The organism is Rhodococcus sp. UFZ-B548 (assembly GCF_903819475.1).
In the GTDB taxonomy this organism is placed as follows: domain Bacteria; phylum Actinomycetota; class Actinomycetes; order Mycobacteriales; family Mycobacteriaceae; genus Rhodococcus_F; species Rhodococcus_F erythropolis.
Window position 1 is genome coordinate 164,368 of record NZ_CAIJDS010000003.1, and the last position, 25,212, is coordinate 189,579.

General features: G+C 63.9%; 25 protein-coding genes and 1 riboswitch. Of the genes, 14 read left to right on the forward strand and 11 right to left on the reverse strand.

From position 1 onward, the window contains the following. Positions 1-23 precede the first annotated feature (23 nt). Genes H7C86_RS05275 through H7C86_RS05285 form a run of 3 tightly spaced genes read left to right on the forward strand, consistent with a single transcriptional unit; the run spans position 24 to position 3,804 of the window. Entirely contained in the window at positions 24-1,544 is a 1,521-nt protein-coding gene (locus H7C86_RS05275; protein WP_042951923.1) for a TldD/PmbA family protein, read from the forward strand. Next, positions 1,541-2,899: a metallopeptidase TldD-related protein gene (locus tag H7C86_RS05280; protein WP_020969645.1), complete on the forward strand. Its 1,359-nt coding sequence runs from the start codon at positions 1,541-1,543 to the stop codon at positions 2,897-2,899. The genes H7C86_RS05275 and H7C86_RS05280 overlap by 4 nt, the downstream gene beginning before the upstream one ends. Continuing rightward, positions 2,899-3,804, forward strand: a complete 906-nt coding sequence (locus H7C86_RS05285) for a TIGR01777 family oxidoreductase (RefSeq protein WP_182261194.1) — start codon at positions 2,899-2,901, stop codon at positions 3,802-3,804. The genes H7C86_RS05280 and H7C86_RS05285 overlap by 1 nt, the downstream gene beginning before the upstream one ends. A gap of 5 nt (positions 3,805-3,809) precedes the next feature. Here H7C86_RS05285 and H7C86_RS05290 read toward each other — a convergent pair whose 3' ends face one another. Continuing rightward, positions 3,810-4,190 (reverse strand): PPOX class F420-dependent oxidoreductase, encoded by a 381-nt coding sequence (locus H7C86_RS05290; protein WP_029255376.1) that lies wholly within the window; start codon positions 4,188-4,190, stop codon positions 3,810-3,812. Positions 4,191-4,393: 203 nt separating this feature from the next. On the opposite strand from H7C86_RS05290, the gene H7C86_RS05295 reads away from it, so the two are divergent. Further along, on the forward strand, positions 4,394-6,049 hold the full coding sequence (locus H7C86_RS05295) for a GMC oxidoreductase (RefSeq protein WP_182261195.1): 1,656 nt from the start codon (positions 4,394-4,396) through the stop codon (positions 6,047-6,049). Between the two features lie 39 nt (positions 6,050-6,088). On the opposite strand, the gene cobN is transcribed toward H7C86_RS05295, so the two are convergent. Then, the gene (gene cobN / locus H7C86_RS05300; protein ID WP_182261196.1) at positions 6,089-9,709 is read right to left on the reverse strand and encodes a cobaltochelatase subunit CobN; all 3,621 of its coding nucleotides are present in this window, start codon (positions 9,707-9,709) and stop codon (positions 6,089-6,091) included. Positions 9,710-9,772: 63 nt separating this feature from the next. Next, a riboswitch (cobalamin riboswitch) is annotated at positions 9,773-9,858 on the reverse strand. Between the two features lie 74 nt (positions 9,859-9,932). Here cobN and cobG point away from each other — a divergent pair. From cobG to H7C86_RS05345, 9 genes are all read left to right on the forward strand, one after another. Continuing rightward, positions 9,933-11,075 carry a precorrin-3B synthase gene (gene cobG, locus H7C86_RS05305; protein ID WP_029255379.1) on the forward strand — a complete coding sequence of 381 codons (1,143 nt, stop codon included), beginning with the start codon at positions 9,933-9,935 and terminating at the stop codon, positions 11,073-11,075. A 19-nt stretch (positions 11,076-11,094) separates the two neighbouring features. After that, on the forward strand, positions 11,095-11,721 hold the full coding sequence (locus H7C86_RS05310; protein ID WP_007729839.1) for a precorrin-8X methylmutase: 627 nt from the start codon (positions 11,095-11,097) through the stop codon (positions 11,719-11,721). Further along, positions 11,718-13,205 (forward strand): precorrin-3B C(17)-methyltransferase, encoded by a 1,488-nt coding sequence (gene cobJ / locus H7C86_RS05315; RefSeq protein WP_182261197.1) that lies wholly within the window; start codon positions 11,718-11,720, stop codon positions 13,203-13,205. Before H7C86_RS05310 ends, cobJ begins: the two co-directional genes overlap by 4 nt. A gap of 26 nt (positions 13,206-13,231) precedes the next feature. Beyond that, positions 13,232-13,591: an HNH endonuclease gene (locus tag H7C86_RS05320; protein WP_019748490.1), complete on the forward strand. Its 360-nt coding sequence runs from the start codon at positions 13,232-13,234 to the stop codon at positions 13,589-13,591. Further along, a complete protein-coding gene (locus H7C86_RS37150; RefSeq protein ID WP_259349040.1) occupies positions 13,588-13,755 on the forward strand; it encodes a hypothetical protein in 168 nt (55 codons plus the stop codon). Before H7C86_RS05320 ends, H7C86_RS37150 begins: the two co-directional genes overlap by 4 nt. Before the next feature lie 148 nt (positions 13,756-13,903). Then, complete coding sequence (locus tag H7C86_RS05330) at positions 13,904-14,143, forward strand: PLDc N-terminal domain-containing protein (RefSeq protein WP_182261198.1); 240 nt, start codon at positions 13,904-13,906, stop codon at positions 14,141-14,143. Positions 14,144-14,220: 77 nt separating this feature from the next. After that, entirely contained in the window at positions 14,221-14,790 is a 570-nt protein-coding gene (locus H7C86_RS05335) for a dihydrofolate reductase family protein (protein WP_021333484.1), read from the forward strand. Between the two features lie 82 nt (positions 14,791-14,872). Next, positions 14,873-15,904 (forward strand): helix-turn-helix domain-containing protein, encoded by a 1,032-nt coding sequence (locus H7C86_RS05340; RefSeq protein WP_182261199.1) that lies wholly within the window; start codon positions 14,873-14,875, stop codon positions 15,902-15,904. After that, a complete protein-coding gene (locus tag H7C86_RS05345; protein WP_029538141.1) occupies positions 15,894-16,652 on the forward strand; it encodes a nucleotidyl transferase AbiEii/AbiGii toxin family protein in 759 nt (252 codons plus the stop codon). Before H7C86_RS05340 ends, H7C86_RS05345 begins: the two co-directional genes overlap by 11 nt. Before the next feature lie 212 nt (positions 16,653-16,864). On the opposite strand, the gene H7C86_RS05350 is transcribed toward H7C86_RS05345, so the two are convergent. Next, positions 16,865-17,647, reverse strand: a complete 783-nt coding sequence (locus H7C86_RS05350) for an alpha/beta hydrolase (RefSeq protein WP_182261200.1) — start codon at positions 17,645-17,647, stop codon at positions 16,865-16,867. A gap of 273 nt (positions 17,648-17,920) precedes the next feature. Between H7C86_RS05350 and ccsB the strand changes: the two genes are divergently transcribed. Continuing rightward, on the forward strand, positions 17,921-18,880 hold the full coding sequence (gene ccsB / locus H7C86_RS05355; RefSeq protein ID WP_182261201.1) for a c-type cytochrome biogenesis protein CcsB: 960 nt from the start codon (positions 17,921-17,923) through the stop codon (positions 18,878-18,880). A gap of 13 nt (positions 18,881-18,893) precedes the next feature. Here the strand turns inward: ccsB and H7C86_RS05360 are convergent, their stop codons facing one another. The 8 genes from H7C86_RS05360 to H7C86_RS05395 form a co-directional block, all read right to left on the reverse strand. After that, entirely contained in the window at positions 18,894-19,409 is a 516-nt protein-coding gene (locus tag H7C86_RS05360; RefSeq protein ID WP_182261233.1) for a DUF1990 domain-containing protein, read from the reverse strand. After that, positions 19,409-19,768, reverse strand: coding sequence for a VOC family protein (locus H7C86_RS05365; protein ID WP_046378578.1), 360 nt, complete (start codon positions 19,766-19,768; stop codon positions 19,409-19,411). Before H7C86_RS05365 ends, H7C86_RS05360 begins: the two co-directional genes overlap by 1 nt. Before the next feature lie 10 nt (positions 19,769-19,778). Continuing rightward, positions 19,779-20,420, reverse strand: coding sequence for a ScbR family autoregulator-binding transcription factor (locus H7C86_RS05370; RefSeq protein WP_182261202.1), 642 nt, complete (start codon positions 20,418-20,420; stop codon positions 19,779-19,781). Positions 20,421-20,579: 159 nt separating this feature from the next. Continuing rightward, complete coding sequence (locus tag H7C86_RS05375) at positions 20,580-21,530, reverse strand: HAMP domain-containing protein (protein WP_229757156.1); 951 nt, start codon at positions 21,528-21,530, stop codon at positions 20,580-20,582. Positions 21,531-21,645: 115 nt separating this feature from the next. Further along, the gene (locus H7C86_RS05380) at positions 21,646-22,392 is read right to left on the reverse strand and encodes a cobalt-precorrin-6A reductase (RefSeq protein WP_182261203.1); all 747 of its coding nucleotides are present in this window, start codon (positions 22,390-22,392) and stop codon (positions 21,646-21,648) included. A gap of 23 nt (positions 22,393-22,415) precedes the next feature. Continuing rightward, positions 22,416-23,165: a precorrin-4 C(11)-methyltransferase gene (gene cobM, locus H7C86_RS05385; protein WP_182261204.1), complete on the reverse strand. Its 750-nt coding sequence runs from the start codon at positions 23,163-23,165 to the stop codon at positions 22,416-22,418. Beyond that, on the reverse strand, positions 23,162-24,445 hold the full coding sequence (gene cbiE / locus H7C86_RS05390) for a precorrin-6y C5,15-methyltransferase (decarboxylating) subunit CbiE (RefSeq protein WP_182261205.1): 1,284 nt from the start codon (positions 24,443-24,445) through the stop codon (positions 23,162-23,164). The genes cobM and cbiE overlap by 4 nt, the downstream gene beginning before the upstream one ends. Then, positions 24,442-25,203 carry an SDR family NAD(P)-dependent oxidoreductase gene (locus tag H7C86_RS05395; RefSeq protein WP_182261206.1) on the reverse strand — a complete coding sequence of 254 codons (762 nt, stop codon included), beginning with the start codon at positions 25,201-25,203 and terminating at the stop codon, positions 24,442-24,444. The genes cbiE and H7C86_RS05395 overlap by 4 nt, the downstream gene beginning before the upstream one ends. Positions 25,204-25,212: the final 9 nt, after the last annotated feature.

Consider the following 25,212-nt stretch of genomic DNA (forward strand, 5'->3'; position numbering starts at 1 on the left):
GGTCGTCGGCTAGCGTCGTGTGCGTGACCGTCACCCGAGATGTCGATGCAGATTTCCTCGCCCTCCCGCTGCGAGCCGTCGCTGATGCGGCGCTGTCGGCAGCGAGAACAGCCGGCGCCCAGCACGCCGATGTTCGTGTCCACCGCGTGCTCACACAGTCGATCCGCTTGCGCGACGGCTTAGTTCAGGCGGTGTCCGACGGAGACGAGATCGGGGTCGCCGTCCGTGTGATCGTCGACGGCACGTGGGGCTTCGCCTCGCACGCCGACGTATCCCCTGACGTCGCGGCTGCGCTGGCACGCCAAGCGGTCGAGGTTGCGAAGGCATTACGCTCGCTCAATCGGGATCCGGTCACCCTCGCCGACGAGCCCGTCTACGCCGACGCGACGTGGGTGTCCCCGTACCTCGAAGATCCCTTCGCGACACCGACGGCCGACAAGGTAGCGCTGCTGGTCGACTACTCCGGACGGCTTCAAGCCGCTGACGGCGTGGATCACGTCACGGCGAGTGTCCTCCAGGTCAAGGAGCAAACTTTCTACGCGGATCTGGCCGGTTCGTCGATCACCCAGCAACGGGTGCGTCTGCACCCCGAGTTCGAGGCGACCGCCGTCGACAAGTCGGCCGGCAGCTTCGAATCGATGCGCACCTTGGCGCCGCCGGTAGGTCGCGGATGGGAGTACCTCGGGGCGCAGAGCACATGGAACTGGGGCGATGAGCTCGCGCAGATCCCGGAGTGGCTGGCCGAGAAGACGAAGGCACCGACCGTCGAAGCGGGTCCGACCGACCTCGTGATCGATCCGACCAATCTGTGGCTCACGATCCACGAATCCATCGGACACGCCACCGAATACGACCGGGCGATCGGCTACGAAGCGGCCTACGCCGGTACGTCGTTCGCGACGCCGGACAAGCTGGGAACGCTGAAATACGGAACGCCACTCATGCACGTGACCGCCGATCGTAACGAAGAGCACGGCCTGGCCAGCGTCGGATTCGACGACGACGGCGTCGCCTCTCAACGGTGGGATCTGGTGGCAGAGGGAACACTGGTCGGGTATCAACTAGACCGCGTGTTCGCGCCGAGGCTGGGGCTGACGCGTTCCAACGGCTGCTCGTACGCCGACTCCGCACATCACGTTCCCATCCAGCGAATGGCCAACGTCTCGCTCTCCCCCGACCCTTCTACGGACACCTCGACCGCAGACCTGATCTCGCGAGTCGAGAACGGCATCTACGTCGTCGGTGACAAGTCCTGGTCGATCGACATGCAGCGCTACAACTTCCAGTTCACCGGTCAGCGGTTCTTCAAGATCCGTGACGGAAAGCTCGACGGTCAGGTACGTGACGTGGCGTATCAGGCGATGACGACGGATTTCTGGGGCTCGATGGAAGCCGTTGGCGGTGAGTCGACCTGGCGCCTGCAGGGCGCGTTCAACTGCGGCAAGGCGCAACCCGGTCAGGTTGCGGCGGTCAGCCACGGCTGCCCGTCCGCTCTGTTCCGCGGAGTCAACATCCTCAATACTCGTTCGGAGGCTCAGCAGTGATCGATCCGCAGCAGGTCGTCGAGCGTGCATTGGCCGCGAGGACGGTAGACGAATCGTTGGTGATCGTGACCGATGCGAGTGAGGCGTCGCTGCGGTGGGCCAACAATTCGATGACCACCAACGGAGTTTCGCTGTCCCGGACGTGGACGGTGATCTCGATCGTGCGCGAGGGTGACATCGCGAAGGTGGGCACTGTCAGTTCCAGCAGTGTCGATCCGGAGCAGATTTCCGCACTCGTACAGGCAAGCGAACAGGCTGCGCGCACAGCCACTCCGGCTGACGACGCGTCCGACCTGATCACGCAGTCGGCGGCAGAGACCGACTGGGACCTGCCGGCCGCCCTGACCGACATCGGTGTCTTTGCGCAGTTGGCTGCCGACCTGTCCACGGCCTTCGACGGTGACGACCAGTTGTTCGGCTTCGCTCACCACCAGTTGCACACCACCTGGCTCGGAACTTCGACGGGCGTGCGACGTAGAACGGCTCAGGCCACCGGCTCCGTGGAGATCAACGGCAAGCGCGGCGACGCCAGCGCCTGGGTCGGATCCGGAACTGTCGATTTCACTGACATTTCAGTGCCGAATCTTTTGTCGCAGTTGACCACTCGACTCGACTGGGCGGAAAATTCGGTCAGTCTGCCCGCCGGCCGCTACGAGACGATTCTTCCGCCTTCGGCTGTCGCGGACCTGATGATCTATCTGATGTGGACCATGGAGGGGCGCGGCGCCGAAGAGGGCCACACCGCACTTTCCACGACCGGTGGTACCCGGATCGGCGAGAAGCTCGGATTGCCACTGACACTCACCTCCGACCCCGGCGCCGAGGGCTTGCAGTCCGCGCCGTTCGTGATCACGACGTCGTCGAGTGAATCCGTCTCACTGTTCGACAACGGTATGGAGATCGAACCCGTCGACTGGGTCCGAGACGGCGTCGTCAATGCACTGGCGTACCCGCGCCACGCTGCACGAGAATTCGGTCGACCTGTCGCAGTTCCCGGCGACAATCTCATCCTGACCGGTGGTGACGACACCTCGATCGAGGACATGATCGCAGGTACCGAGAAGGGTCTACTGCTCACAACCCTCTGGTACATCCGTGAGGTGGATCCGACGACGCTGCTGTTGACCGGACTCACCCGTGACGGGGTGTATTTGATCGAGGACGGCAAGATCGTCGGCGCCGTCAACAACTTCCGTTTCAACGAGAGCCCGCTCGATCTCCTGCGGCGGGTCACCGAGGCTGGACGCACCGAGATCACGCTTCCCCGCGAGTGGAAAGACTGGTTCACCCGCACGGCCATGCCGCCGATGCGGATTCCCGACTTCCACATGTCCTCGGTCAGCCAGGCGCAGTGATGACGAAGGTCGTGATGGCCGGCGGTACCGGCGCTCTCGGCCGCCGAATCAGCGACGATCTCGCCGACCGCGGGTATGACGTCGTGGTCCTGACTCGGTCACCGAAACCCGGCAGGCACAGGCAGGTTCAGTGGGACGGTGTCACGGTAGGCGACTGGGCAGGAGAACTCGACGGCGCCGCGGTGATCAACCTCGCCGGCGAGTTGGTCGATCGCCGACCCACCCCGGCAAACATCGCACTGCTCACCAGTTCCCGAGTCGATCCGACCCGCGCGCTGGTCGAAGCGTCGAAACTACTGGCGCACCCTGTTCCGGTGTGGATCCAAGCGAGCACGCTCGCAATCTACGGCGACGCCGGAGAGACCCGACTCGACGAGGCTTCCCCACTCGCTGACGGACCACCTCAGATGACCGACGTCGCAAAGGACTGGGAGGCAGCGGTCGAGGGAGCAAACACGTCACGAGTAGTGATCCTGCGAACCAGCGTCGTATTGGAGAAGGGCACACCGGCGCTCGAGCGACTCCTGTTGCTCGTACGTCTCGGTCTGGGCGGACGCGTTGCGTCAGGTCGACAATGGACAAGTTGGATTCACATCGACGACTGGCTGTCGATCGTTCGTTGGGCCCTCGAACCCGATTCGGCTGCCTCGGGGGTGGTCATCGCGACTGCCCCGGATCCCGTCCGCAATTCAGAACTGATGGCCGGGCTGCGCAAGCACCTTCACCGGCCACCTGCGCCGCCGACGCCCGCTGTCATGGTCAGATTCGGCGCGTTCCTGCTGCGCAGCGACGCTGCCTTGGGCCTGACGGGTCGTCACGCCGTGTCGAAAGTGCTGACGGACAACGGCTTCCCCTTCACCTATCCGCGGTTCGATTCAGCGTTGGACGATCTGCTCGGCAACTGACGCGGTCAAGCTGCAGTGATGGCAAGTCCGATCGTTCCGGTCTTGCCGCGGCGCAGGAGACTGCCTTTCATGGTGATCCAGCCAAGGATTCCGTAGCGACGCGCGATCGCGTCGCGAGCATGATCGGTGCCCGGCGCGTCGAGGATCTCGGCGACGGCGGCAACCGGTTCACCCTTCGGATTTCCCCGCGCGTCACACGCGGCGACTGTGACCGAGGGGTTTCGCTTGATGCGCTTGACCTTGTAGGAATCGGTGACGGTCCACATCAGGAGCTTGTCGCCGTCCGGCGCGGCCCAGAGGGGCGTCGCCACCGGCGTTCCGTCCTTGCGGAAGGTAGTGAGTAGGACGTACTTGGCCTCGGAGACGCGCTTGAAGTCGGAGTTCACTCCTCGAGGATAGGGGCGGGAACCTCTCACTGGACACCGATGAGCCTCGGCGACTATCCGGCGACCTTCCGCAATCGGCTGAAACATGCCACTTATGCACGTTTTATCCGGTTTCTGTGCGCATTCAACATGCCGTTTCGTCCCCAAACTCCATCTCGAGTTATTCTGAGGCAAATCGTCGAACTGGGGAGTCGAACAAACACATGCAGCGTCGTGACATGCAGCGTCGTGACTTTTTCAAAGCGGCCGGAGTGGGGGCAGCAGTTGCAGCCGCGACACCGCTCATGTCGACATCGATCAGCCACGCCGCCCCCGCGCCTCTGCGTGCGCTACCGATGGGTGCCGATCACTACCGCGCACTCGTCCCCGAGTTGTTCGTACCCTCGCCCACTCCCCCGGAACATTCCGAAGCCATCGTCATCGGGTCAGGTTTCGGCGCCAGCGCGACCGCTCTCCGGTTGGCGCAGAGCGGCACCCAGGTCACCATCCTCGAACGCGGACTCCGATGGCCGCATGATCCGCAGCGGGAGATTCACACCTCCGACATGCTGGCCGACGGCCGCGGAGTTTTCCGGCGCACATCGTTCACCAACCTCACCGGACTCCCGGTGGTGTGCGACTACTTCAGCGGCGTCCTCGATGCCACCGACTACGAACACATCTCGGTCTGGCGCGGCGCTGCAGTCGGCGGTGGTTCCATCATCTTCACCGGCGTGATGATCGCGCCCGAGCGCCGATTCTTCGACGCAGTCTTCGGCAACTCCCTCGACTACGACGAGATGGCGACCACCTGGTACCCCAAGGTGCGCCAGATGCTGCGTCTGAGCGCGTTGCCCGAAGATATTTACCAAACCCCGAATTTCGGCCACTCGCGTCGTTGGGATCAGGACGCTCGTCGTGCCGGATTCGATCCGCAGCGGATCGACGGGATCTGGAACTGGGACGTGGTGCGCTCAGAACTCGACGGCCGAACCCGAGCCTCGGCCACTGTCGGTGACAGCAACATGGGTAACTCCAACGGCGCGAAGTTCGACCTCACGCAGAACTACATTCCCGCCGCCGAAGCCACCGGACGAGCCACCGTCTGTTACGGACATCAGGTGCTCGCGATCAGTCGCGAACGTGATGGACGCTACGTCGTCGACGTCGAATCGACGGATCCGACGGGTGGCGTTCTGGCCCGGAAGACTCTTACCTGTGACCGTCTGTTCCTCGGCGCCGGTTCGATCGGCACCTCCGAACTGCTGGTACGCGCCCAGGCGACGGGCGCGCTGCCGAACCTCAACGAACACGTCGGTAAGGGCTGGGGAACGAACGGCGACGCCGGGATGGTGCGCTCGTTCGGCTTCAGTGACGGCACTGCGCACGCCGCACCGTCGGCATCACGCATCGTCGACGAGTCGGGAATGCCCCTCTCCCTGGAAAACTGGTACGTCCCCGGGCTACCCGTCAACATCGGCATGCTCGGAACCTTGGGTATGACCCTCGATTCGCAGCGCGCCGACTTCGCCTACGACGGCGGCTCCGATCGGGTGGTGCTGAACTGGCCGAAGAACGGCAACGACGCCACCGTCGAGGCCCTGCGCGCCGTCCAGAACAAGATGGCCTTCGCCGGCACCACGCTGCCGTCCGCCCTGCCGTTCGCGAAAGACGTCAATTCCTCGTTCACCGCGCATCCCCTCGGCGGTGCGGTTCTCGGCAAGGCCACTGACGGCTACGGGCGAGTCAAGGGCTACGACGGCCTGTACGTGATGGACGGCGCTGCCATTCCGGGCAGCACCGGCACCGTCAATCCGTCACTGACCATCACTGCTCTGGCGGAGCGGAACATCGCTCAGATCATCAAGTCCGGACGCTGAAACACCTCAGCGCCCGGACCTGCCGGTGATTCTCGAGGTTTACTCCCCCTCGAGTTCGCCTTCGGTTTCGAGGTACACCTGACGCAAGCCGTCGAGTGTCTTCTGCTCGGGGTGCTCCCACATGTTGCGCTCGGCGGCTTCGAGGAGCCGCTCGGCGATTCCGTGTAGTGCCCACGGATTGGATTGCGTCATGAACTTCTGGTTCTGCTCATCCAGAACGTAGGTTTCGGCGAGCTTTTCGTACATCCAGTCCGCGACCACGTTGGTGGTGGCGTCGTACCCGAAGAGGTAGTCGACCGTGGCTGCCATCTCGAAGGCACCCTTGTACCCGTGACGGCGCATCGCGTCGAGCCAGCGGGGATTGACCACGCGCGCCCGGAAGACACGTGCGGTCTCTTCCGAAAGTGTGCGTGTGCGAACCGATTCCGGCCTAGTGCTGTCGCCGATATATGCCTCGGGCGACTTTCCGGTCAGCGCGCGCACGGTGGCAACCATGCCGCCGTGGTACTGGAAGTAGTCGTCCGAATCGGCGATGTCGTGCTCACGTGTGTCGGTGTTCTTGGCTGCCACGTTGATTCGACGGTATGCACTGCGCATGTCGTCGGCTGCCGGGATTCCGTCGAGCCCACGGCCGTACGCGAAGCCGCCCCAGTTGGTGTACACCTCGGCGAGGTCGTCGTCACCGCGCCAGGTCTTGGAGTCGATGAGTTGCAGCAGTCCGGCGCCGTAGGTTCCGGGCTTCGAACCGAAGATACGGGTGGTCGCACGCCTGGCGTCGCCGTGCTCGGCAAGGTCGGCCTGTGCGTGGGCGCGCACATAGTTCTGCTCGTCCGTCTCGTCCAGTGCCGCGACCAGCTGAACGGCGTCGTCGAGCAGTGCGAGCACGTGTGGGAACGCATCACGGAAGAATCCGGAGATGCGGACGGTGACGTCGATGCGCGGGCGGCCGAGTTCTTCGAGATCGATCACTTCGAGGTTGACGACGCGTCGGCTTGCTTCGTCCCAGACGGGGCGAACACCGAGGAGCGCGAACACTTCGGCGATGTCGTCGCCGGAGGTACGCATGGCGGCGGTTCCCCACACCGACAGACCCACCGAGCGCGGGTATTCGCCGTGATCGGCGAGATAGCGAGCGGCGAGCGACTCGGCCATCGCCTGACCGGTCTCCCACGCCAGGCGTGAAGGAACTGCCTTGGGGTCGACGGAGTAGAAGTTACGACCAGTGGGAAGAACGTTGATCAGGCCGCGCAGCGGTGACCCGCTCGGGCCCGCGGCGATGAATCCGCCGTCGAGCGCGTGCAGGACCTGCTTGATCTCGTTGTCGGTCTGCCGCAGACGCGGAACCACTTCGGTGGCCGCGAACTGCAGGATCTTCACGACGGTCTCGTCGTCGCTGAGTTGTTCTGCCGCAGCGGGGTTCCAATCGGCGTCGTACATGCCGCGAACCAGTGCGTGCGCCTTTTCCTCGACGTCGTCGACACGGCTGCGCGACTCGTCGCCGTCTTCGCTGAGCCCGAGTGCTTCACGCAAACCGGGGACGCTCTGTTCGCCGCCCCACATCTGACGGGCTCGCAGCATGGCGAGGACCAGTTCGATTTCGGCGTCGCCCTGGGGTGCACGGCCGAGAATGTGCAGACCGTCGCGGATCTGGACGTCCTTGATCTCGCACAGCCAACCGTCGACGTGCAGGAGCATGTCGTCGAACACGTCTTCTTCAGGCCGCTCGGCGAGGCCGAGGTCGTGGTCCATCTTGGCGGCACGCATCAGTGTCCAGATCTGCTGGCGAATAGCCGGGAGCTTGGACGGATCGAGTGCGGAAATGTTGGAGTGCTCGTCGAGCAGTTGCTCGAGGCGGGAGATGTCGCCGTAGCTTTCGGCACGGGCCATCGGCGGGATCAGATGATCGACGAGCGTCGCATGAGCACGACGCTTGGCCTGTGTTCCTTCGCCCGGGTCGTTGACCAGGAACGGGTAGATCAGCGGCAGGTCACCGAGCGCTGCGTCGGTGCCGCAGTTGCTGGACATGCCGAGCGTCTTGCCCGGCAACCATTCGAGGTTGCCGTGCTTGCCGAGGTGCACAACGGCGTCGGCGCCGAATCCGCCGTTGTCCGGGGTGGCAGCGATCCAGCGGTAGGCCGCGAGGTAGTGGTGGCTCGGCGGCAGATCCGGGTCGTGGTAGATCGCGACAGGCTTTTCACCGAATCCCCGTGGCGGCTGGACCATGAGGACGATGTTGTTGAATCGCAGTGCCGCGATGACGATTTCGCCGTCCGGATCCTGCGAGCGATCGACGTACAACTCGCCGGGCGCTGTGCCCCAGTGTTCTTCGACTCCGCTGCGCAGTTCCTCGGGCAGGGTGGCGAACCAGTCGCGGTACTTCGCTGCCGAGATGCGGATCGGATTGCCCTCGAGCTGCTCGGCAGTGAGCCAGTCGGGATCCTGTCCGCCGGCCGCGATCAGGGCGTGGATCAGCGCATCGCCGTCCTTGGCTGCCAGGCCGGGAACTGCGTCAGGGCCGTCGACCGGACCGAGGTCGTAACCGGCAGAACGCATTTCGGTGAGCAGATCGATTGCGCTCGCCGGAGTGTCGAGGCCGACGGCATTGCCGATACGGGCGTGCTTGGTCGGGTACGCCGAGAGCATCAGAGCAACGCGACGCTGGGTGGTCGGAATGTGACGAAGCTTGCCGTGACGGACTGCGATGCCGGCGACACGGGCAGCGCGCTCGACATCGGGGACGTACGTGGACAGTCCGTCGGAGTCGATCTCCTTGAAGGAGAACGGGACGGTGATGATGCGACCGTCGAACTCCGGCACCGCCACCTGCGTCGCGACGTCGAGAGGCGACAGTCCGTCGTCGTTCTCGTCCCAGGTGGCGCGGCTACTGGTCAGGCACAACCCCTGCAGGATCGGGACGTCGAGTGCAGCGAGTGCGGCGACATCCCAGGCTTCGTCGTCCCCACCGGCGGACGCGGTGGCGGGCTTGGTGCCGCCGGCAGCAAGAACTGTCACGACCATGGCGTCGGCGCGGCGGAGCGTGCTCAGAAGTTCGGCTTCTGCGGTTCGCAGAGATGCGCAGTAGATCGGGAGCGCGGTGCCACCGGCCTCGGCGACCGCGTCGCACAAGGCCTGGATGTACCGGGTGTTTCCGGCCAAATGCTGGGCGCGGTAGTACAGCACTGCGATGACCGGACCGCTCGCCGAGTCGAGATCGGGCGCGAAATCAGCGATGCCCCAGGAAGGCAGGTGAGCCGGCGGCTCGAAACCGTGGCCGGTGAGCAGGACGGTGTCGGAGAGGAAGTGGTGCAGCTGTGCCAGATTCTGTGCGCCACCCTCGGCCAGGTAGTTGTGCGCCTCGGCAGCAACACCGGCGGAGACCGTCGAGCACTCCATGAGGTCGGCATCCGGCGCGTGCTCGCCGCCGAGAACGACTACGGGCAGTCCGGAGGCGAGGACCATGTCCAGGCCGTCTTCCCAGCTGCGACGGCTGCCGAGGATACGAACGATCACGAGGTCGACGCCGTCGAGCAAGGGCGGCAAGTCCTCCGAGACCAGCAAGCGTGAGGGGTTGGCCCAGCGATAGGAGACGCCGTCGCCGGCTTCCTGGCTGGCGCGGGCGCTCAGCAGATCGGTGTCGGACGTGGAGAGCAGAAGAATCACGGGTGAAGCCTTCCTGGGGTTTCGCGCCCCGTGGCACAGATCTGTCATCGACGGCGGTTGAGGGTCTGACTCGTGTTTCCGAGCGGAAACACGTCCCGCTCGAGCAACACTCACAGTGGCGCGACCGCACCGGACTTTCACCGGTTTCCTCAACTGCCGTCACTGGTGGTGGTGATGCTACCGGTCCGCAGAAGGCACTCATGACAGGTCGTACCCTGGAGCCATGCCCACGGACCGTTCACAGCCAGACGCGTGCCCGGGTGCACTGCAAGTTCACCACGCCGCCGACGGCGCACTGGCACGCGTGCGCCTACCCGGCGGACTCCTCACCCCGGTCCAATTGCAGACGCTCGCCGACGCAGCGCGCGATCTCGGCAACGGGCAGATGGAACTCACTTCGAGGGGCAACGTCCAACTGCGCTCGGTCTCGGACCCCGAAGCCTTCGCGTCGCGAATCGCGTCGGCCGGCCTGCTGCCGTCCGCGACGCACGAGCGAGTGCGCAACATCCTCGCGTCCCCACTGTCCGGCCGTATCGGGGGCGTAGCCGACATTCGTGAACTGGTCCACCGTCTCGATTCGGCGATCCAAGCGGATCAAGCATTGGCGGATCTGCCAGGGCGAACCCTGTTCACCCTGGACGACGGGCGCGGAGACATCACCGGGCTACGGGGCGATTTCGGGCTCCATGCGCGCAGCGCCACCGAGCATTCACTGGTGCTCGCCGGTCACCACACCACTCACCGCGTCCAGGCGGACGACGCCGTCGAATTGCTCCTCGAGGCGGCTCGATCATTCCTCGACGTCCGCGACAAGCACTGGCGCCTGGCCGAGGTTCCGGACGGAATCGAACGCACCCTCGAGCAGCTGGGTCTGAGCGCCGAGTCCACCGGTGCGGCGGACCTCACGCCGGATGCACGACCCACCATCGGCTGGCTCGAGCAGCGCGACGGGACCGTAGCCCTGGGCGGAGGCTTGCGATTCGGGCTGCTCGACGCTCGGCTGGCCGAGTTCCTGGCCGCCGTCGACAAGCCCGTTGTCGTGACGCCGTGGCGATCGGTGCACATCTTCGACCTCGACGAATGGGCTGCCGAGCAGGTAGTCCGGGTGTTGGCGCCGATGGGGTTGATCTTCGACGAGAACTCACCGTGGCTCGACGTCACCGCCTGCACCGGAAGCCCGGGATGCGAGAAGTCGCTCGCCGATGTGCGCACCGACGCAATCACCGCCGTCGAGCAGGCAGAACTGCCTGTCGTCGGGCGCCAGCACTGGGCCGGGTGCGACCGCAGCTGCGGACGTCCCCGCGGGGACGTAGCGGATGTGATTGCGACGGGTGACGGTTACCGGGTGAATCCGGCCGATCGGTGATGCCTCTATCGTGTGGCACATGATCGAGTACATCCGTGACGGCGCGGAAATCTATCGCCAGTCCTTTGCCACCATTCGGGCCGAAGCCGACCTGAGCCGTTTCCCGGCGGATGTCTCGCAAGCTGTAGTGCGCATGATTCATGCAAGTGGCCAGGTCGATCTCGTCGACGACGTCGCCTTCACCCCCGGTGTCGTCTCGGCTGCGCGCGCAGCTCTGCGCGACGGCGCGCCGATCTTCTGCGACGCCCAGATGGTGGCTGCCGGCATCACGCGCAAGCGTCTGCCCGCCGGCAACGACGTCATCTGCACCCTCGGAGATCCGCGGGTTCCCGTGCTGGCGTCGACCATCGACAACACTCGTTCGGCAGCTGCTCTCGAACTGTGGGGAGCCAAGCTCGAGGGCGCTGTTGTCGCGATCGGAAACGCACCCACCGCACTGTTTCATCTCCTGAACCTCATCGAAGCCGGCGCGCCCCGTCCGGCCGCCATCGTCGGAGGGCCGGTCGGCTTCATCGGTGCTGCCGAGTCGAAGGAAGCCCTCATCGAACACGCCAGCGGGATCGATCATCTCGTGCTCCGCGGCCGACGCGGCGGTAGCGCGATCACCGCGGCCGTCGTCAATGCGATTGCGAGCGAAGTCGAATGAGTGCAGGCAAGCTCTGGGGTGTCGGTATCGGCCCCGGCGATCCCGAATTGGTGACCGTCAAGGCCGCCCGCGTCATCGGCGAGGCCGATGTGGTTGCGTTCCACTCCGCGAGGCACGGCAAGAGCATCTCCCGCGGAGTTGCAGCGCCGTACATGCGCGAAGGACAGATAGAAGAACACCTCGTCTACCCCGTGACCACCGAGACCGTTGATCATGCCGGCGGATACCAGGGCGCGATGGACGAGTTCTACGAAGCGGCTGCCGAACGGCTGGCAGTTCACCTCGCGGCCGGTCGAACCGTCGCGTTGCTCGCGGCCGGCGATCCGCTCTTCTACAGCTCCTACATGCACATGCACAAGAGGCTGGCCGATCGCTTCGACGCCGAAGTGATTCCCGGCGTGACCTCCGTCAGCGCGGCATCTGCTGCACTCGGAAAGCCGCTGGTCGAGGGTGAAGAAATCCTGACGATCCTGCCCGGAACATTGCCGCAGGCCGAGCTGACCAGGCGGCTCAAGGAAACCGACGCCGCAGCCATCCTCAAGCTCGGACGCACGTTCCCGCCGGTCCTGCAATCACTCGAGGATTCCGGCCGCTTGGATGAAGCGCACTACGTCGAGCGCGCGAGCACCACACGTCAACGCGTCGAATCCGCTGCCGAGGTCGACCCGGACGGAGTTCCGTACTTCTCGATCGCCATCGTTCCGAGCCCGTCGAACAACCCTCGACCCGCAGCCGAGTTGAGCGGCGAGGTGGTCGTGGTCGGACTCGGGCCGGGCGACACCGCCTGGACCACACCCGAAGTGGCGCATGAGCTTTCGTTGGCAACCGACCTCGTCGGCTACGGCCCGTACGTCGATCGCGTGCCGACGCGTCCGGGCCAGCGGCGCCATTCCAGCGACAACCGCGTCGAAGCCGAACGCGCCGCGATGGCGTTGGACCTGGCGAAGAACGGCGCCCGTGTAGCTGTCGTCTCGTCGGGAGATCCCGGCGTATTCGCCATGGCCGCAGCAGTTCTCGAAGTTGCCGCCGAAGACCAGTGGCGCGGGGTCCCGGTCCGCATCCTTCCCGGTATGACGGCGGCAAACGCTGTCGCCAGTCGCGTCGGCGCTCCCCTCGGGCACGACTATGCGGTGCTCTCGTTGTCTGATCGCCTCAAGCCGTGGGATGTCGTCGCTCGCCGTATCTCGGCAGTTGCAGCCGCAGACATGGCATTTGCGGTATACAACCCGGCGTCGAAGTCCCGGACGTGGCAGGTCCAAGCCATGAAGGACCTCGTGCTCGAGCACCGCTCCCCCGAGACTCCTGTTGTCATCGGGCGCGATGTTGCCGGCGCCGAGGAATCAGTTCGCGTCGTAACCCTCGGCGAGCTCGAGCCTTCCGAGATCGACATGCGGACGCTGCTGATCGTCGGATCGTCGATGACGACGGTCGTCGAAACCGGTTCGGGCCGTCAGGTGTTCACCCCGCGGCGGTACCCGGAGTAACCACCACTCGGCGATAGCATGGCGTCATGCCCGTCAACCGGACCCGGAAAGCCAGATACGCGCGCAAACGCAAACGCCGAATGGATCTGGTGGAGCACGACCTGTCCGTCGAGCAGTGGTCCGCGCTCAAAGCGGCCTGGGGTGGCTGCGCGTACTGCGGCGAGCCGGACGAGTCGCCGCAGCGTGACTGTGTGCTGGCGATCTCCCGCGGTGGGCGCTACACGCTCGACAACATCGCACCGGCGTGCCGCTCGTGCAATGCAAGCAAATGCAACAGCGAGGTCACTCTCTGGTTGCGGCGCAAGGGGTATGACGAGAAGGCCTTCCTCCTGCGACACGCGGAGATAGGTATCGAGATGAAGGCGCAGTTCTCGGAGCAGTCGTGACGACCCCGCACGAGTTGCGCCCGATCCTCGACGAGTTGATGGAGTTCGAACCTCTGTTTCACCGAACTCGAGTAGCGATGTCACGAGACGAGTTCGATGCGGTCGTCGACCCGGAGTTCCGGGAGATCGGAGCCTCGGGTGAAGGGTTGACCGGCCAACGCTGAGCAGGATCGCGCCTGACACGTATCTGGTGATGTACCGTCTGGCGCAGGCGCATCGGGTTACCGAGCGATCATCCATCTGGCGGTTCGCCGAGAATCGATGGAGCGTGTTGTTTCATCAAGGCACAGTCGTCGAAAGTGGTCTGGAAGCGTGAACGAATCGATCCACAACCCCACCATTCCGCTTTGGGTGGACATCACCTTCACCGTCTTCGTTCTTGCCTGGATCTTCATCACGATTAGCGCGCTCGTGGCGATCGTGCGCACCGACTTCGACCGCTCGGGCGCCAAATTCTGGTGGTCGGCACTGGTGATCGCGGTGCCCGTACTCGGTGCGCTCGCCTGGTTGCTGTTCGGTCGACCCCCGCGTGACTCCAGGTCCCGAACCTGATCTACACCGACGGCCCGGCAGTAGTCTGAGTACGGTCCGGTGCTGTCACTCTGCGCATATCAGGGGAGAACAACGAGATGAGACCACTTCGATACTCGATCAACGTCACCCTCGACGGCTGCTGCCATCACGAGGCGGGGCTCCCACCCGACGAGGAGTCGATGCGCTACTGGACCGCCCAGATGGAACGAGCCGACGCCCTTGTATTCGGCCGGGCGACCTACGAGATGATGGAGTCGGCGTGGCGGCGGCCCGCAACGGGCACATGGCCTGACTGGATGGACGAGTGGGAGATCCCGTTCGCCGAGACCATCGACGAGGCGAAGAAGTACGTCGTGTCGAGCACGCTGAGCGGGGTCGATTGGAATGCCGAGCTGGTGCCGGGCGACTTGGGGCCAGCAGTTCAGCGACTCAAGGAGCAGCCCGGCGAAGGCCTGTGGGTTGGCGGAGTGACACTCCCCCTGGCATTGGCAGACCTGGGACTGATCGACGAGTACGAGTTCCTTGTTCAACCGGTCCTCGCCGGACACGGACCGACGTTGCTCGCGGGCCTGCGCGAGCGCATCCAACTCGAGCTCGTCGACCGCCACGAGTTCCAGTCGGGTGCAGTCGCCGTGCGATATCGGCCCGCTCAAGTACCGACATGATGTGAATGCGCGAAGAGCTGCAATCAACCATGTTCGGTGTTCGGTATTGACCGAACACCGAACATGCTGAAACGATACACGCGTGAACAACCAGGCTTCCGCCGTTGAGGCTTTCGTGATCGACGCCTTCGCAGAATTAGGCATCGACGCCCAACCACCAATCCGCGAACCCGGCACCGGCATCGATCTTGTGCTGGACCCAGACGGTCTTGCCGTCCCAATCCAGATGAAGTACCGCTCTCTGGTCACCGACCAGGTTGCCGAACGACTACTCACCGAAAACCAGTCCACGGACACGACATTGTTTGTCGTATCGGACCGCCTCACCGAAACCGCGCGCGCGATCCTCGTCCAGCGACGCTGCGGCTACCTCGATCTCCGCGGACGACTTGCCATACGTACAGGCAGCATGGTCATAGACGCCGAAGTAAAGACGCTCCAGAAACGCCTTGAACGGTCGGAAGCACTCGGCGGCAAGGCCGGCCTCGAGGTCGCAGTTTCAGTGCTCATGCATCCCGAGCGAACTTTCGCGGTGCGTGAGCTCGCGCGGGAGTTGGGTCGTTCCCCCAGCACGGTCTCGGAGATACTGGCTGCCCTCCGCCGCGACGGTTTCGTCGATGCGAGGAATATGCCGACGAGCACCGAACTGTTCTGGCAGGTCGCCGAGCGCTGGCCGAAACCCCGCGTTCACTTAGCTGCGCTCCCGTCTCGGGACGATGCAACTTTGATGCGACCACTGCGGCTCAATCTCGACACAATCGAGAAGGAACCGGGTTGGGCTTTGACCGACTCTGCGGCGGCCGCTATGTACGGTGCGCCCTTGGCATTCCGCTCAGACCAAACCCTCGACTTCTTTGTCCCCGACCCTTCGACCCTCCGGCGCGCTACTACCCTGCTGGGAACTTCAGCCTCTGCGATGCAGGCGAAGGCCACGTTGCGGGTCGCGCCTGTACCCGCAGCCGTGAATCACCGCGTCAATTTCGACTCCAATGCGCTCGAATGGCCACTCACACATCCGTTGTTCGTCGCACTCGATCTCGCCCAAGACGCCGGACGCGGCCGGGAGATCTTGGACGCATGGACACCCGACGTCCGGTGGACCCGTGTCTGGTAGCCGAGTTACCTTTGCCGGTGATGCGATGGCCGCCGTAGTTCAGGGTGTTATCGAGGTCCGGTCACTGCTCGGGGGGCCGCCTGTCATCGTAGGCGGACTCGCTGTACTGTCGCGGTTGTCGAATCCCCACCGAGCCACGGTCGACCTCGATCTTGTGGATCGACTTCTCGGCGATATCCCCCAACTCGAAGTCCTGCGTTCTGCCAACGGCGCTGAGCCTGTCGAGCCGGCAGCCGTCTTACTGCCCACGCCGTACGGATCAGTGAAGGTCGACGTGCTCGAAGTCCGTCAGATCGAGATCGACCACCCCAGCGACGATCCTGGCGATCGGCTCCACGCTTCAGCGCACGCGTGGGCCAACGACACCGCCAGCGACATGACCATCGCGGTGATCCGGGCCCACGGCAATCTTGTCGAGGTCACCACCCCAGTTGCCGAGCCGGGCCCACTTATCGCGATGAAACTTCAGGCGGTGATGAATCGTTCCGGAGACAAACAAGGCACTGACCTTCTCGACATCGTGCACCTCGCGCTCGACGCAGCCACCCGCCCCGCGGCGATGGCGCAAATCAGCTCCGTCGATATTGCCGTTGCCCGCGACATCGCCCTTCACGTCAATCTGTGGTTCAAGGAGAGACGAGAGCAATCTCTCCAGCGGATCCGAGCAGCGGGCGACCGAGATATCGCCGCCGACGACTTCGATCTGGTCGCCGAATTGCTAACTGACGCAACAGATCATCAACGCTGACCACAAACGGGCTATGTCGGACGCGGGAACCGGCCCGGGTGACATTAGTGAAAAACTCCCGTAAGTACGGTGTCGACGTGTTCGACGATCTGCTCACCGACTGGGCCTGTGTCCTCCCCGTTGTGAGCGCGTCGCGGAGTCCGGGCGGTCACGCCATACTGTTCGACTTCGTATCGGCGTCCGACACCGCCGGACGCCGATACGTGTTCACGTCAGCTCGCGGAAGCGCCAACGCTCCCGCCGAGGTGGCGGGCGAAGAACCGAGCCGAACTGTCGCGCTCGTAGTCGGGCACCGGATAGTGCCTGCCCGAGTAGGCGTGCAGCGTCTTCTCCTTCGAGCCGAAGGCATCGAACAACGCTATCCCCGACGTGCGGTCGTAATCCTTGTCGTCCCAAGGGATCCGGTACTCGACCGGGACCGCGAGCTTTCGTGCCGCTTCGATGAGGGAGTCGTCCACAAAAACTCCCCCGAAGCTCATGGCAGCGATCCTGGATTCGACCGGGGCCAACATCAGCCCGGTCACGACCCCTAGCGACACGCCGCCGAAGCCGATCGGAGCGTCGGCGTCGACGTCGGGCAGCGTTTGCAGAGCGTCGATGGTCGCCTGCCATTCCGGCACTGCACGCTCCGCCAACGATCGGTTGTACTCGACGACGATCGGGGCGATCGGCTCGTGGGCCGCCCTAGCCTGGTGGATCGCCTCGACCCACTGTTCGTCCTGTGTGTTCCGCGGCCGGTCGCCGTGTCCGGGCGCGTCGATCGCGGCGACTGTGAACCCGTGGGAGCTCACACTGTGGAGTGCGCTGGCAACCAGTCCTGGTGCCTTCTTGTGCATGCCGCCGGAGTGCCCGGACAGCAGAAGGGGTGATTCGACAGATCCGGACGCGGGTGACCAGAGCACACCGGTGATGTCGTCCAGAATGAAATGGCGTTCGACGACACCGTTCAACGTCGTCTCGGAAGTGAATTCGATGGTCTGAGAATTGGATTGCATGGTGTCACCTTTCGGGATGCCTACTCGAGGCGCTCCCGGCGACACCTACGTCAATCGCCGATCCGTGAACACGAGTGGGAGCACCCACATGGTTACAGCGTTCATGGGTCTCACCTCCTGGCGTGTTGTCACGGTCTCGCACAAGCTATCAACCCGAACCGAAGCTCGTCCAATCATTTTCCGGACCACTGATCCGACTGACGGCCCTGCCAGTTCTACGATCGTGTGTAGTAGATTCCAAATGACAACCAACCGGTCGTTATGAGGAGCCTGATGTCGGTCGATCCAGTTCTCGCGCAGTACAGCGACTACGCCTTCGCGTCGTCTTTCGCGATTTACGTTCTCGCCCTTATTCTTTCCGTCGTCGACTTCTCCAGCGCACCCCTCTCTGCCACAGTGCGACCGGCACTCGCACATGCCGGAAGTGCACCGAATCCGGCGTTGCCCGGCCGGATCGCATTGCCGCCGAATCGAACCCGCGCCCATCGTGCGGGTCGCGCTGCCATGTCTCTCATCGTCGTCGCCCTGGTGCTCAACGTCACCGCGCTTGCACTTCGCGGCATCTCGACGCACCGATGGCCTCTCGGAAACCTCTACGAGTACGCGCTTTTCCTCAGCGCGGCATTGGTGGCATGCTGGCTGGTCATTCTGCGGCGGTACCCGATTCGATCGTTGACCATCTTCGTTCTGTCACCCACCGTGGTGCTTCTGTTCGTCGCCGCCGCAAGCATGTATGCCGAGGCAGCGCCGGTCGTACCCGCTCTTCGTTCGTACTGGATCGGCGTGCACGTCACGATCATCGTCGCCGCCTCCGGCATCCTTACGTTCGCAAGTGCGGTCAGCGCACTTTTCATGATTGCCGAGGTGGGTCCGCAGTCGAAGAAACGCGCGTTGCGTTGGATTGCGGCACGACTGCCGTCATCCGAATTGCTTGACCGCGTGGCCTATCGAACTACGGTCGTCGGGTTCCCATTGTTCAGCATCGGGGTGATCTGCGGGGCGATCTGGGCGGAAGCCGCGTGGGGACGTTTCTGGGGCTGGGACCCCAAGGAGACGGTCTCGTTCATCTCCTGGGTTCTCTATGCCGCGTACCTCCATGCGCGCGCTACCGCAGGGTTGAAGAACATGCGTGCGGCATGGATCAATGTTGCTGCGCTCGCAACCATGCTTTTCAACATGTTTGCAATCAACTACGTCGTGTCGGGATTGCACTCGTACGCTGGATTGAATTGACGCCTACAACGGGTCAAACCCGCGATCGGTCGACGCTCGCGCGGACGGCACGGATGTAGCGGCGCGTCACAAACGCCTGAACTCGACGTCCGATCGGAGCGCCGAGACGCACCCACCACGTTCCAGGCTTGGAGAATGCGACGATCTCGATACGAACCGCTTGGCTGGTCTCGTCGAACTGGACGACAAACAACTCCTCCCCGCATTCGGGGTGGCCTGCGCGGGTTCCGTACGCGAAGCCCTTGCGATTGGGGTCGTCGACGACATAGACGATCCGAACGGGGATAGTCACCGGACCGAGTCCGAAAGTCGCATCCTGACCTGCCACCGCGGTCGGGGCTGCCGTACGGACAGTCAGACCGGCTCCGCGGTGCATTCCCCATTCCAGGACGGTACGAGCTGCGACCTCGAAATCCTCCCGTCCGGATCCGACCGTCGCGCTCTCGTGAACGTGGTGATAGCCGGCGGGGAGAACGCCTGACGTTGCGCCCACCTCGAGGTACGTCAGCCCGCCCGGGCGGGACGCCATCATTGCTCGCGTCGGTGGCTGAGGATGTTGATCACGTGGCCGTCGGGGTCGGCAGCGAAGAACCTGCGGACCCCCCACGGCTCCTCGGTGACGGGATAGACGATGGTGTCGCCGCGCTGCACGGCGGCCTCGTACGCCGCGTCGAGATCATCCACCTCGACGGAGACATCCGGTACTACGGGCGCATGAGCGTCGTGCGTCATGATGCTGATCTGCAAGGACGGATCCGTCGGCGAAGCCAACGTCACGATCCACCCGTGATCCATGACAACTTCGAGGCCCAGCACTTCGGTGTAGAAGCGCTGCGCGGCCTCGAGCGAACTACTCGACAGATCCGAAACTATCCGCGTGACGGCCATGTCCCGCAGGCTACGCCGCCGCCGGAGTCCACCGCGACTTGACGAGGCGCTCGATGTCACCGGAAAGTTCGTCGCTGACGATTCCCGGAAGCAGGATCTGCCACATCTCGTCGACACGATCCGGAAGATCCGAGCGTCGAGTGAGAACGTTCGAAACCAGCTGTACCCCGGTGAATGCCGAGGGCATGAACCTGCCGAACGATTCTGCGCTGACCGATTTTCGGATTTCACCTTCCGCCTGAGCTCTGGCGGTGAGATCGGTGATTGCCGAGATCCATTCGGCGTACGGTTCCACCGGCCCCTCGTACGTGCTCAGTTCCAGCGTCAGGCGAATGCCCGCGCGAACGATCGGCTCGTCGACAATCTGGCGTGCCATTTCGTGCGTGAGCATGATCATCTGTTCCAACGGGTCCTTGCCCGTCGCGGAAATCGCCCGCACCGATTCGATCGAGAGCCGATGCTGTTCGGCAATGATGAATTGCGCGAGCTCGTCCTTCGACGCGAAATGGAAGTACAACGCGCCCTTGGTAGTACCGGCCCCCGAGACTATGTCGGCCATGCTGGTGCTGCCGTAACCAGTCTTCTCGAACTGCGCGGCCGCGCCGGCAACGATTTGCTGCCGAGTCAGCTCGGCGCGTGCTTGCTTGACCACTGAATCCCTCTCGTCCTCCAAAGGCCCCCGCCCAGCAAACCCCACGGTTCGCGCCACACTCCAGCTATACCCAAAAACTTCACAATTGCCCCACATTACCAGCGCTCCTTCCATTGCTTCAATTACGAATGCAACAAAGGCGCTGGTCAGACGTCCGATTTAGAGGGAATCTCCTCTCCCCAACGTGCTTTCGTCAACCCGCGCACGGTCCACCAACTCTCCGACGAGGAGCGTCAACTCCATCATCTGGTCCGTGATTTCCTCACGCAACTGCGTTGCATCTGCCTCGGAAATCGCGCCGGACTTGGTATCGAAAGACATCAACAACTCGATATTGGTGCGAAGTGCAGTCAACGGAGCCAGAAGGTCCTGGCCCGCTTCGGTGATCAGACTTCTCTGGCGCGCCCGCGATTCCGACAACGTCCCGAGCATCCGATTGAAACTGACTGTCAACGACGCCAACTCGTCGTCGCCGGTCACCGGAATCGGCGCAAGATCATCCGTTTCGGCAACCCGCCGCGTTGCCGCAGTGAGTCGCGCAATTGGCCGTAATCCTGTGCGTGCCACAGCATCTCCGGCCGCGTAAGCGAGTGCGATACCGGCCGCCCCGAGTGCCGCCAACACCACTGCGAGTCGCTTGAGGACCGAACGTGTCGGCCCCAAGGATTGCGCGACAACCAAAGTTTGGCCCGCAACCGAGGGCTCGACAAGAATTCGATACGCATCGACGGTTGCGATCGTCTGCGACGAATTGCCGTCTGCGATCGACCTGATGGCGTCTGCGCTGGTGCTGAACGGCGGCAGACCGGGAGTCGCCGTCACCAATGCGCCGTCGGCAGTGAGAAGCCCCACCGCCTGGATGACCGCTGTATCCGCGCCGGCCGTCAATCCCAGAACCGGTGTGACACCGCCGAAATTGACGGTGTCGGTGATCGCGTCACTCGTGCGCTCGAGTTGTCGATCGACGTTGCCTTGCAAATACGCGTTGAACACGATGTACACCGCCGACGCCGACACGATCACCGCGATCGCCACCAGGCCTGCAGTCAGCAATTTTACGCGCGCATGGAGCGTCCGAACGTGAATTCCCGATGGTTTTCGACGGCTCATTCCGGGAACCGACACTCTCATGCGCGGTCCCGCAGTGCGGCGTCGAAAGATCCCAACATCCCTCCAGTATGGTCACGGAACCTTAGACGAACCTGAAGCGAACGCGATGTCGGCCTCACAGCGCCGTTCCACTACCGAAAGCCGTGAGCCAGTCCACCGCCCCGGCTTCGGTGTCGAAGGCCGGAGCGGTCGCCGGGATCGGTGGTCGTTCGACGACGATCACCGGGATCGACAATTGCCTGGCGGCGGCGATCTTTGCGTACGTCTGCTCGCCGCCACTGTTCTTGGTGATCACGACGTCGATGCCGTGAGTTCTCATCAGATCGACTTCCGCTTCGACGTCGAATGGGCCACGTGCGAGCAGCAATTGCGAATGAGGCGGCAATGTCCCTGAAGGCGGATCGATGGAACGCACGAGAAACGAGACGTCCTTCACACGGTCGAACGCCGAAACTCCTTGCCTCCCGATCGTCAGAAAAGCGCGTGAGCCGACCGTCGGCACCAATTCTGTGGCGCGATCGAGATCGCGTACCGGAAGCCAGGTGTCGCCGGGTTGCTCGCGCCACGGGGGGCGTCGGTACATGGCGTACGGAACGGAATTCGCGCGGCACGCGTCGAATGCATTTTTGGTGATGCGAGCGGCAAACGGATGTGTGGCGTCCAGCACTGCACGAATATCGTTGGCCGACAACCACTCCGAGAGGCCTTCGGCTCCCCCGAACCCACCGATGCGGACTTCCCCCTCCGGCCATCGAGGATCACGAACCCGGCCGGCCAGCGATGTGACAACTTCGAGGTCGGCTGAACCGGCCAACCGAGAAGCGATCACTCGCCCTTCACCCGTGCCGCCGAGCAGGAGCACGCGACGACGAGTACCCGTCGGGGTCAGTGTGTGCTTCTCTCACGCGCCGCCGAGTAGAGATAGCTGTCCGGGAATCCTTCAGCAGTCAACACTCGGCCGACGATCACAACGGCCGTCTTCGTGATGCCGGCTGCATGAACAAGTTCGACGATCGTCTTCAAAGTGCCTCGAACAACGATCTCCTCAGGCCGCGAGGCGAAGGCGACGACCGCCACCGGGCAGCCCTCGCCGTAATTGTCGGCCAATTCGGATGCGATCTGTTCGATGCGATGAGCGCCGAGGTGAACCACCATCGTTGCGCCGCTGCGGCCCAGGGACCGCAGATCCTCGCCCTCCGGCATTGCTGTCGACAAGGTGGAGACTCGGGTGAGAACAATGGTCTGCGAGACGCCTGGGACGGTCAACTCACGCCTCAGCGCGGCGGCGGCCGCGGTAAATGCAGGAACACCGGGAATCATGTCGAAATCGACACCCGCGGCGTCCAGGCGACGAGCCTGCTCGGCCACTGCACTGAAGATCGACGGATCACCGGAATGCAGACGCGCGACGTCCAGTCCGGCCGAATGCGCTTCGACAAGGATCGCGGTGATCTCGTCCAGGCTCAGGCGAGCGGTGTCCACGACCTGCGCCCCGACCGGGCACCACTCGAGCAACTCCGCCGGGACAAGGCTTCCGGCGTACAAGCACACAGGGCTCGCAGCGATGATGCGTTGCGCGCGGACAGTGATCAGATCTGCCGCACCGGGACCCGCACCGATGAAATGAACGGTCATTGTGTGGATTCCTCCGGCGTATCTGTGTCTGCGCCTGCAGACGGCTGACTTTTTGTGACGGACCATTGGACCACCGGAAGTTGCGGTCGCCAAACGTTGAACGCGCCCAAAGGCTCGGCGCGCTGCACCTGAAAGCGTCGCAGCGTCCCACCATGGCGACTCATCCAGCCGAGCAGCAATGATTCGGACTCGGCAGTCACGGCGTTGGCAACCAGACGACCACCCACGCTCAACTGCTCCCAGCACGCTTCGAGCATTCCCGGTTGCGTGACGCCGCCGCCGACGAACACCGCATCGGGACGCCGAACCTCGTCCGCAAACGCCTCGGGCGCGGTCCCTTTCACTGCCAACGCAGGCACGCCGAGATTGAGTGCATTGGCACCGATCTGCGATACCCGGCCCGCCACCTTCTCGAATGCTGTTGCAGTGCAACGCGGGTGGGTTCTCATCCACTCGATGGCGACGGTTCCCGACCCTCCGCCGACGTCCCAGAGGTGTTCTCCCGGCGCCGGTGCGAGTGCACACAACGTCAATGCGCGGATCTCCTGCTTGGTCATCTGACCGTCGCCGACAAACGCAGCATCCGGTAGACCCGGGATTCGAGTCAGCCGCAACGGATGATCGACCGAGATGCACTCGACGGCCAGAACGTTCAACGCGTCCACGTCCTCGTCCGCGTGATCCCACTCGTCTGCCACCGTGACGGTCCGCGATTCCTCGGCCCCGCCCAGCTGGGCCAGCACAGTCAGAGTCGATCGTCCGAAGCCCGCGGCGGACAACAGACGAGCCACCTCCCCCGGTGTCGAGCGCCCGTTGCTCAGAACCAACAGGCGCGCGCCATCGACCACTGCCGCCAAGACGGTCGCCGAGTCTCGGTTCACCAGGCTCACGACGTCGACGTCGGCCGATGCCCATCCCATTCGCGCGCTCGCCAACGCCACCGACGACGGGTGCGAGATCACTCGCACGTTGTCCGCGCCGAGCAGCCGGACCAACGTGACACCGAGGCCGTGGAACATCGGGTCACCGCTGGCGAGCACACATACTTTGCGGTCAGCGTTCTCGGCGAACATCGACGGCAACGCCGGAATCATCGGAGACGGCCAGGTGAGCCGGGTGGGCGCACGCCGTGCCCCGAGATGTGCCGCCGGGACCAAGTCCAGCTGGCGCGGCGACCCCATCAGGACCTCCGCACCGAGGATTGCGCCCTTTGCGCTCTCGGACAGCCCGTCCCAGCCGTCGGCGCCGATGCCGACGATCACCACCGGGTGTGCGGTCATCGCGGCATCCGGCGCCAGATCGTCTGAGGCAGAAGCCGCATGATGAAGAACACCGGCTGCAGAATTCGCGGAACCCACACCCGAGTCGCACCGGAGTTCAGTCCCCGTACGACGGCGTCGGCGACCTGCGACGGAGTGCTCGACATTGGGGCAGGCGACATTCCCTCGGTCATCTTGCCGATGACGAACCCTGGCCGTACCAGCATCAACTGCACGCCCGAACCGTGCAGCGCGTCGCCCAGACCGCTGGCAAAACCTTCCAAGCCGGCCTTTGCGCTCCCGTAGACGTAGTTGGCGCGGCGAACCCGAACGCCGGCGACGGACGAGAACACCACGATCTTTCCGGTTCCCTGTCGGCGCATGATCTCCGCGAGGTGCGTGAGGATGCTGATCTGAGCCACGTAGTCGGTGTGCACCACCGCGACCGCATGCGCCGCGTCGGTTTCGGCACGCGCCTGATCGCCGAGAATTCCGAAGGCCAGCACTGCAACCGAAATCCGACCGTGCTCGGCGACTACGGCGCCCAGGAGGTCTCCGTGCGTGTCGACGGCGTCGGCGTCGAACTCGACGGTGGAGACGCCGACCGCTCCGGCGTTCCTGAGCATCTGCTCCTGCTCCGACAGCTCGCCGCTGCGTCTGGCAGCCAGAACGATGTTGCGGCCCGGCGCGAGCCTGACCGCGATCTCGAGGCCGATCTCACTTCGTCCGCCGAGGAGCAGTACCGTCTCGATGTCATTCACGTTCGCACCCGCAGTCACCGCTCCAGT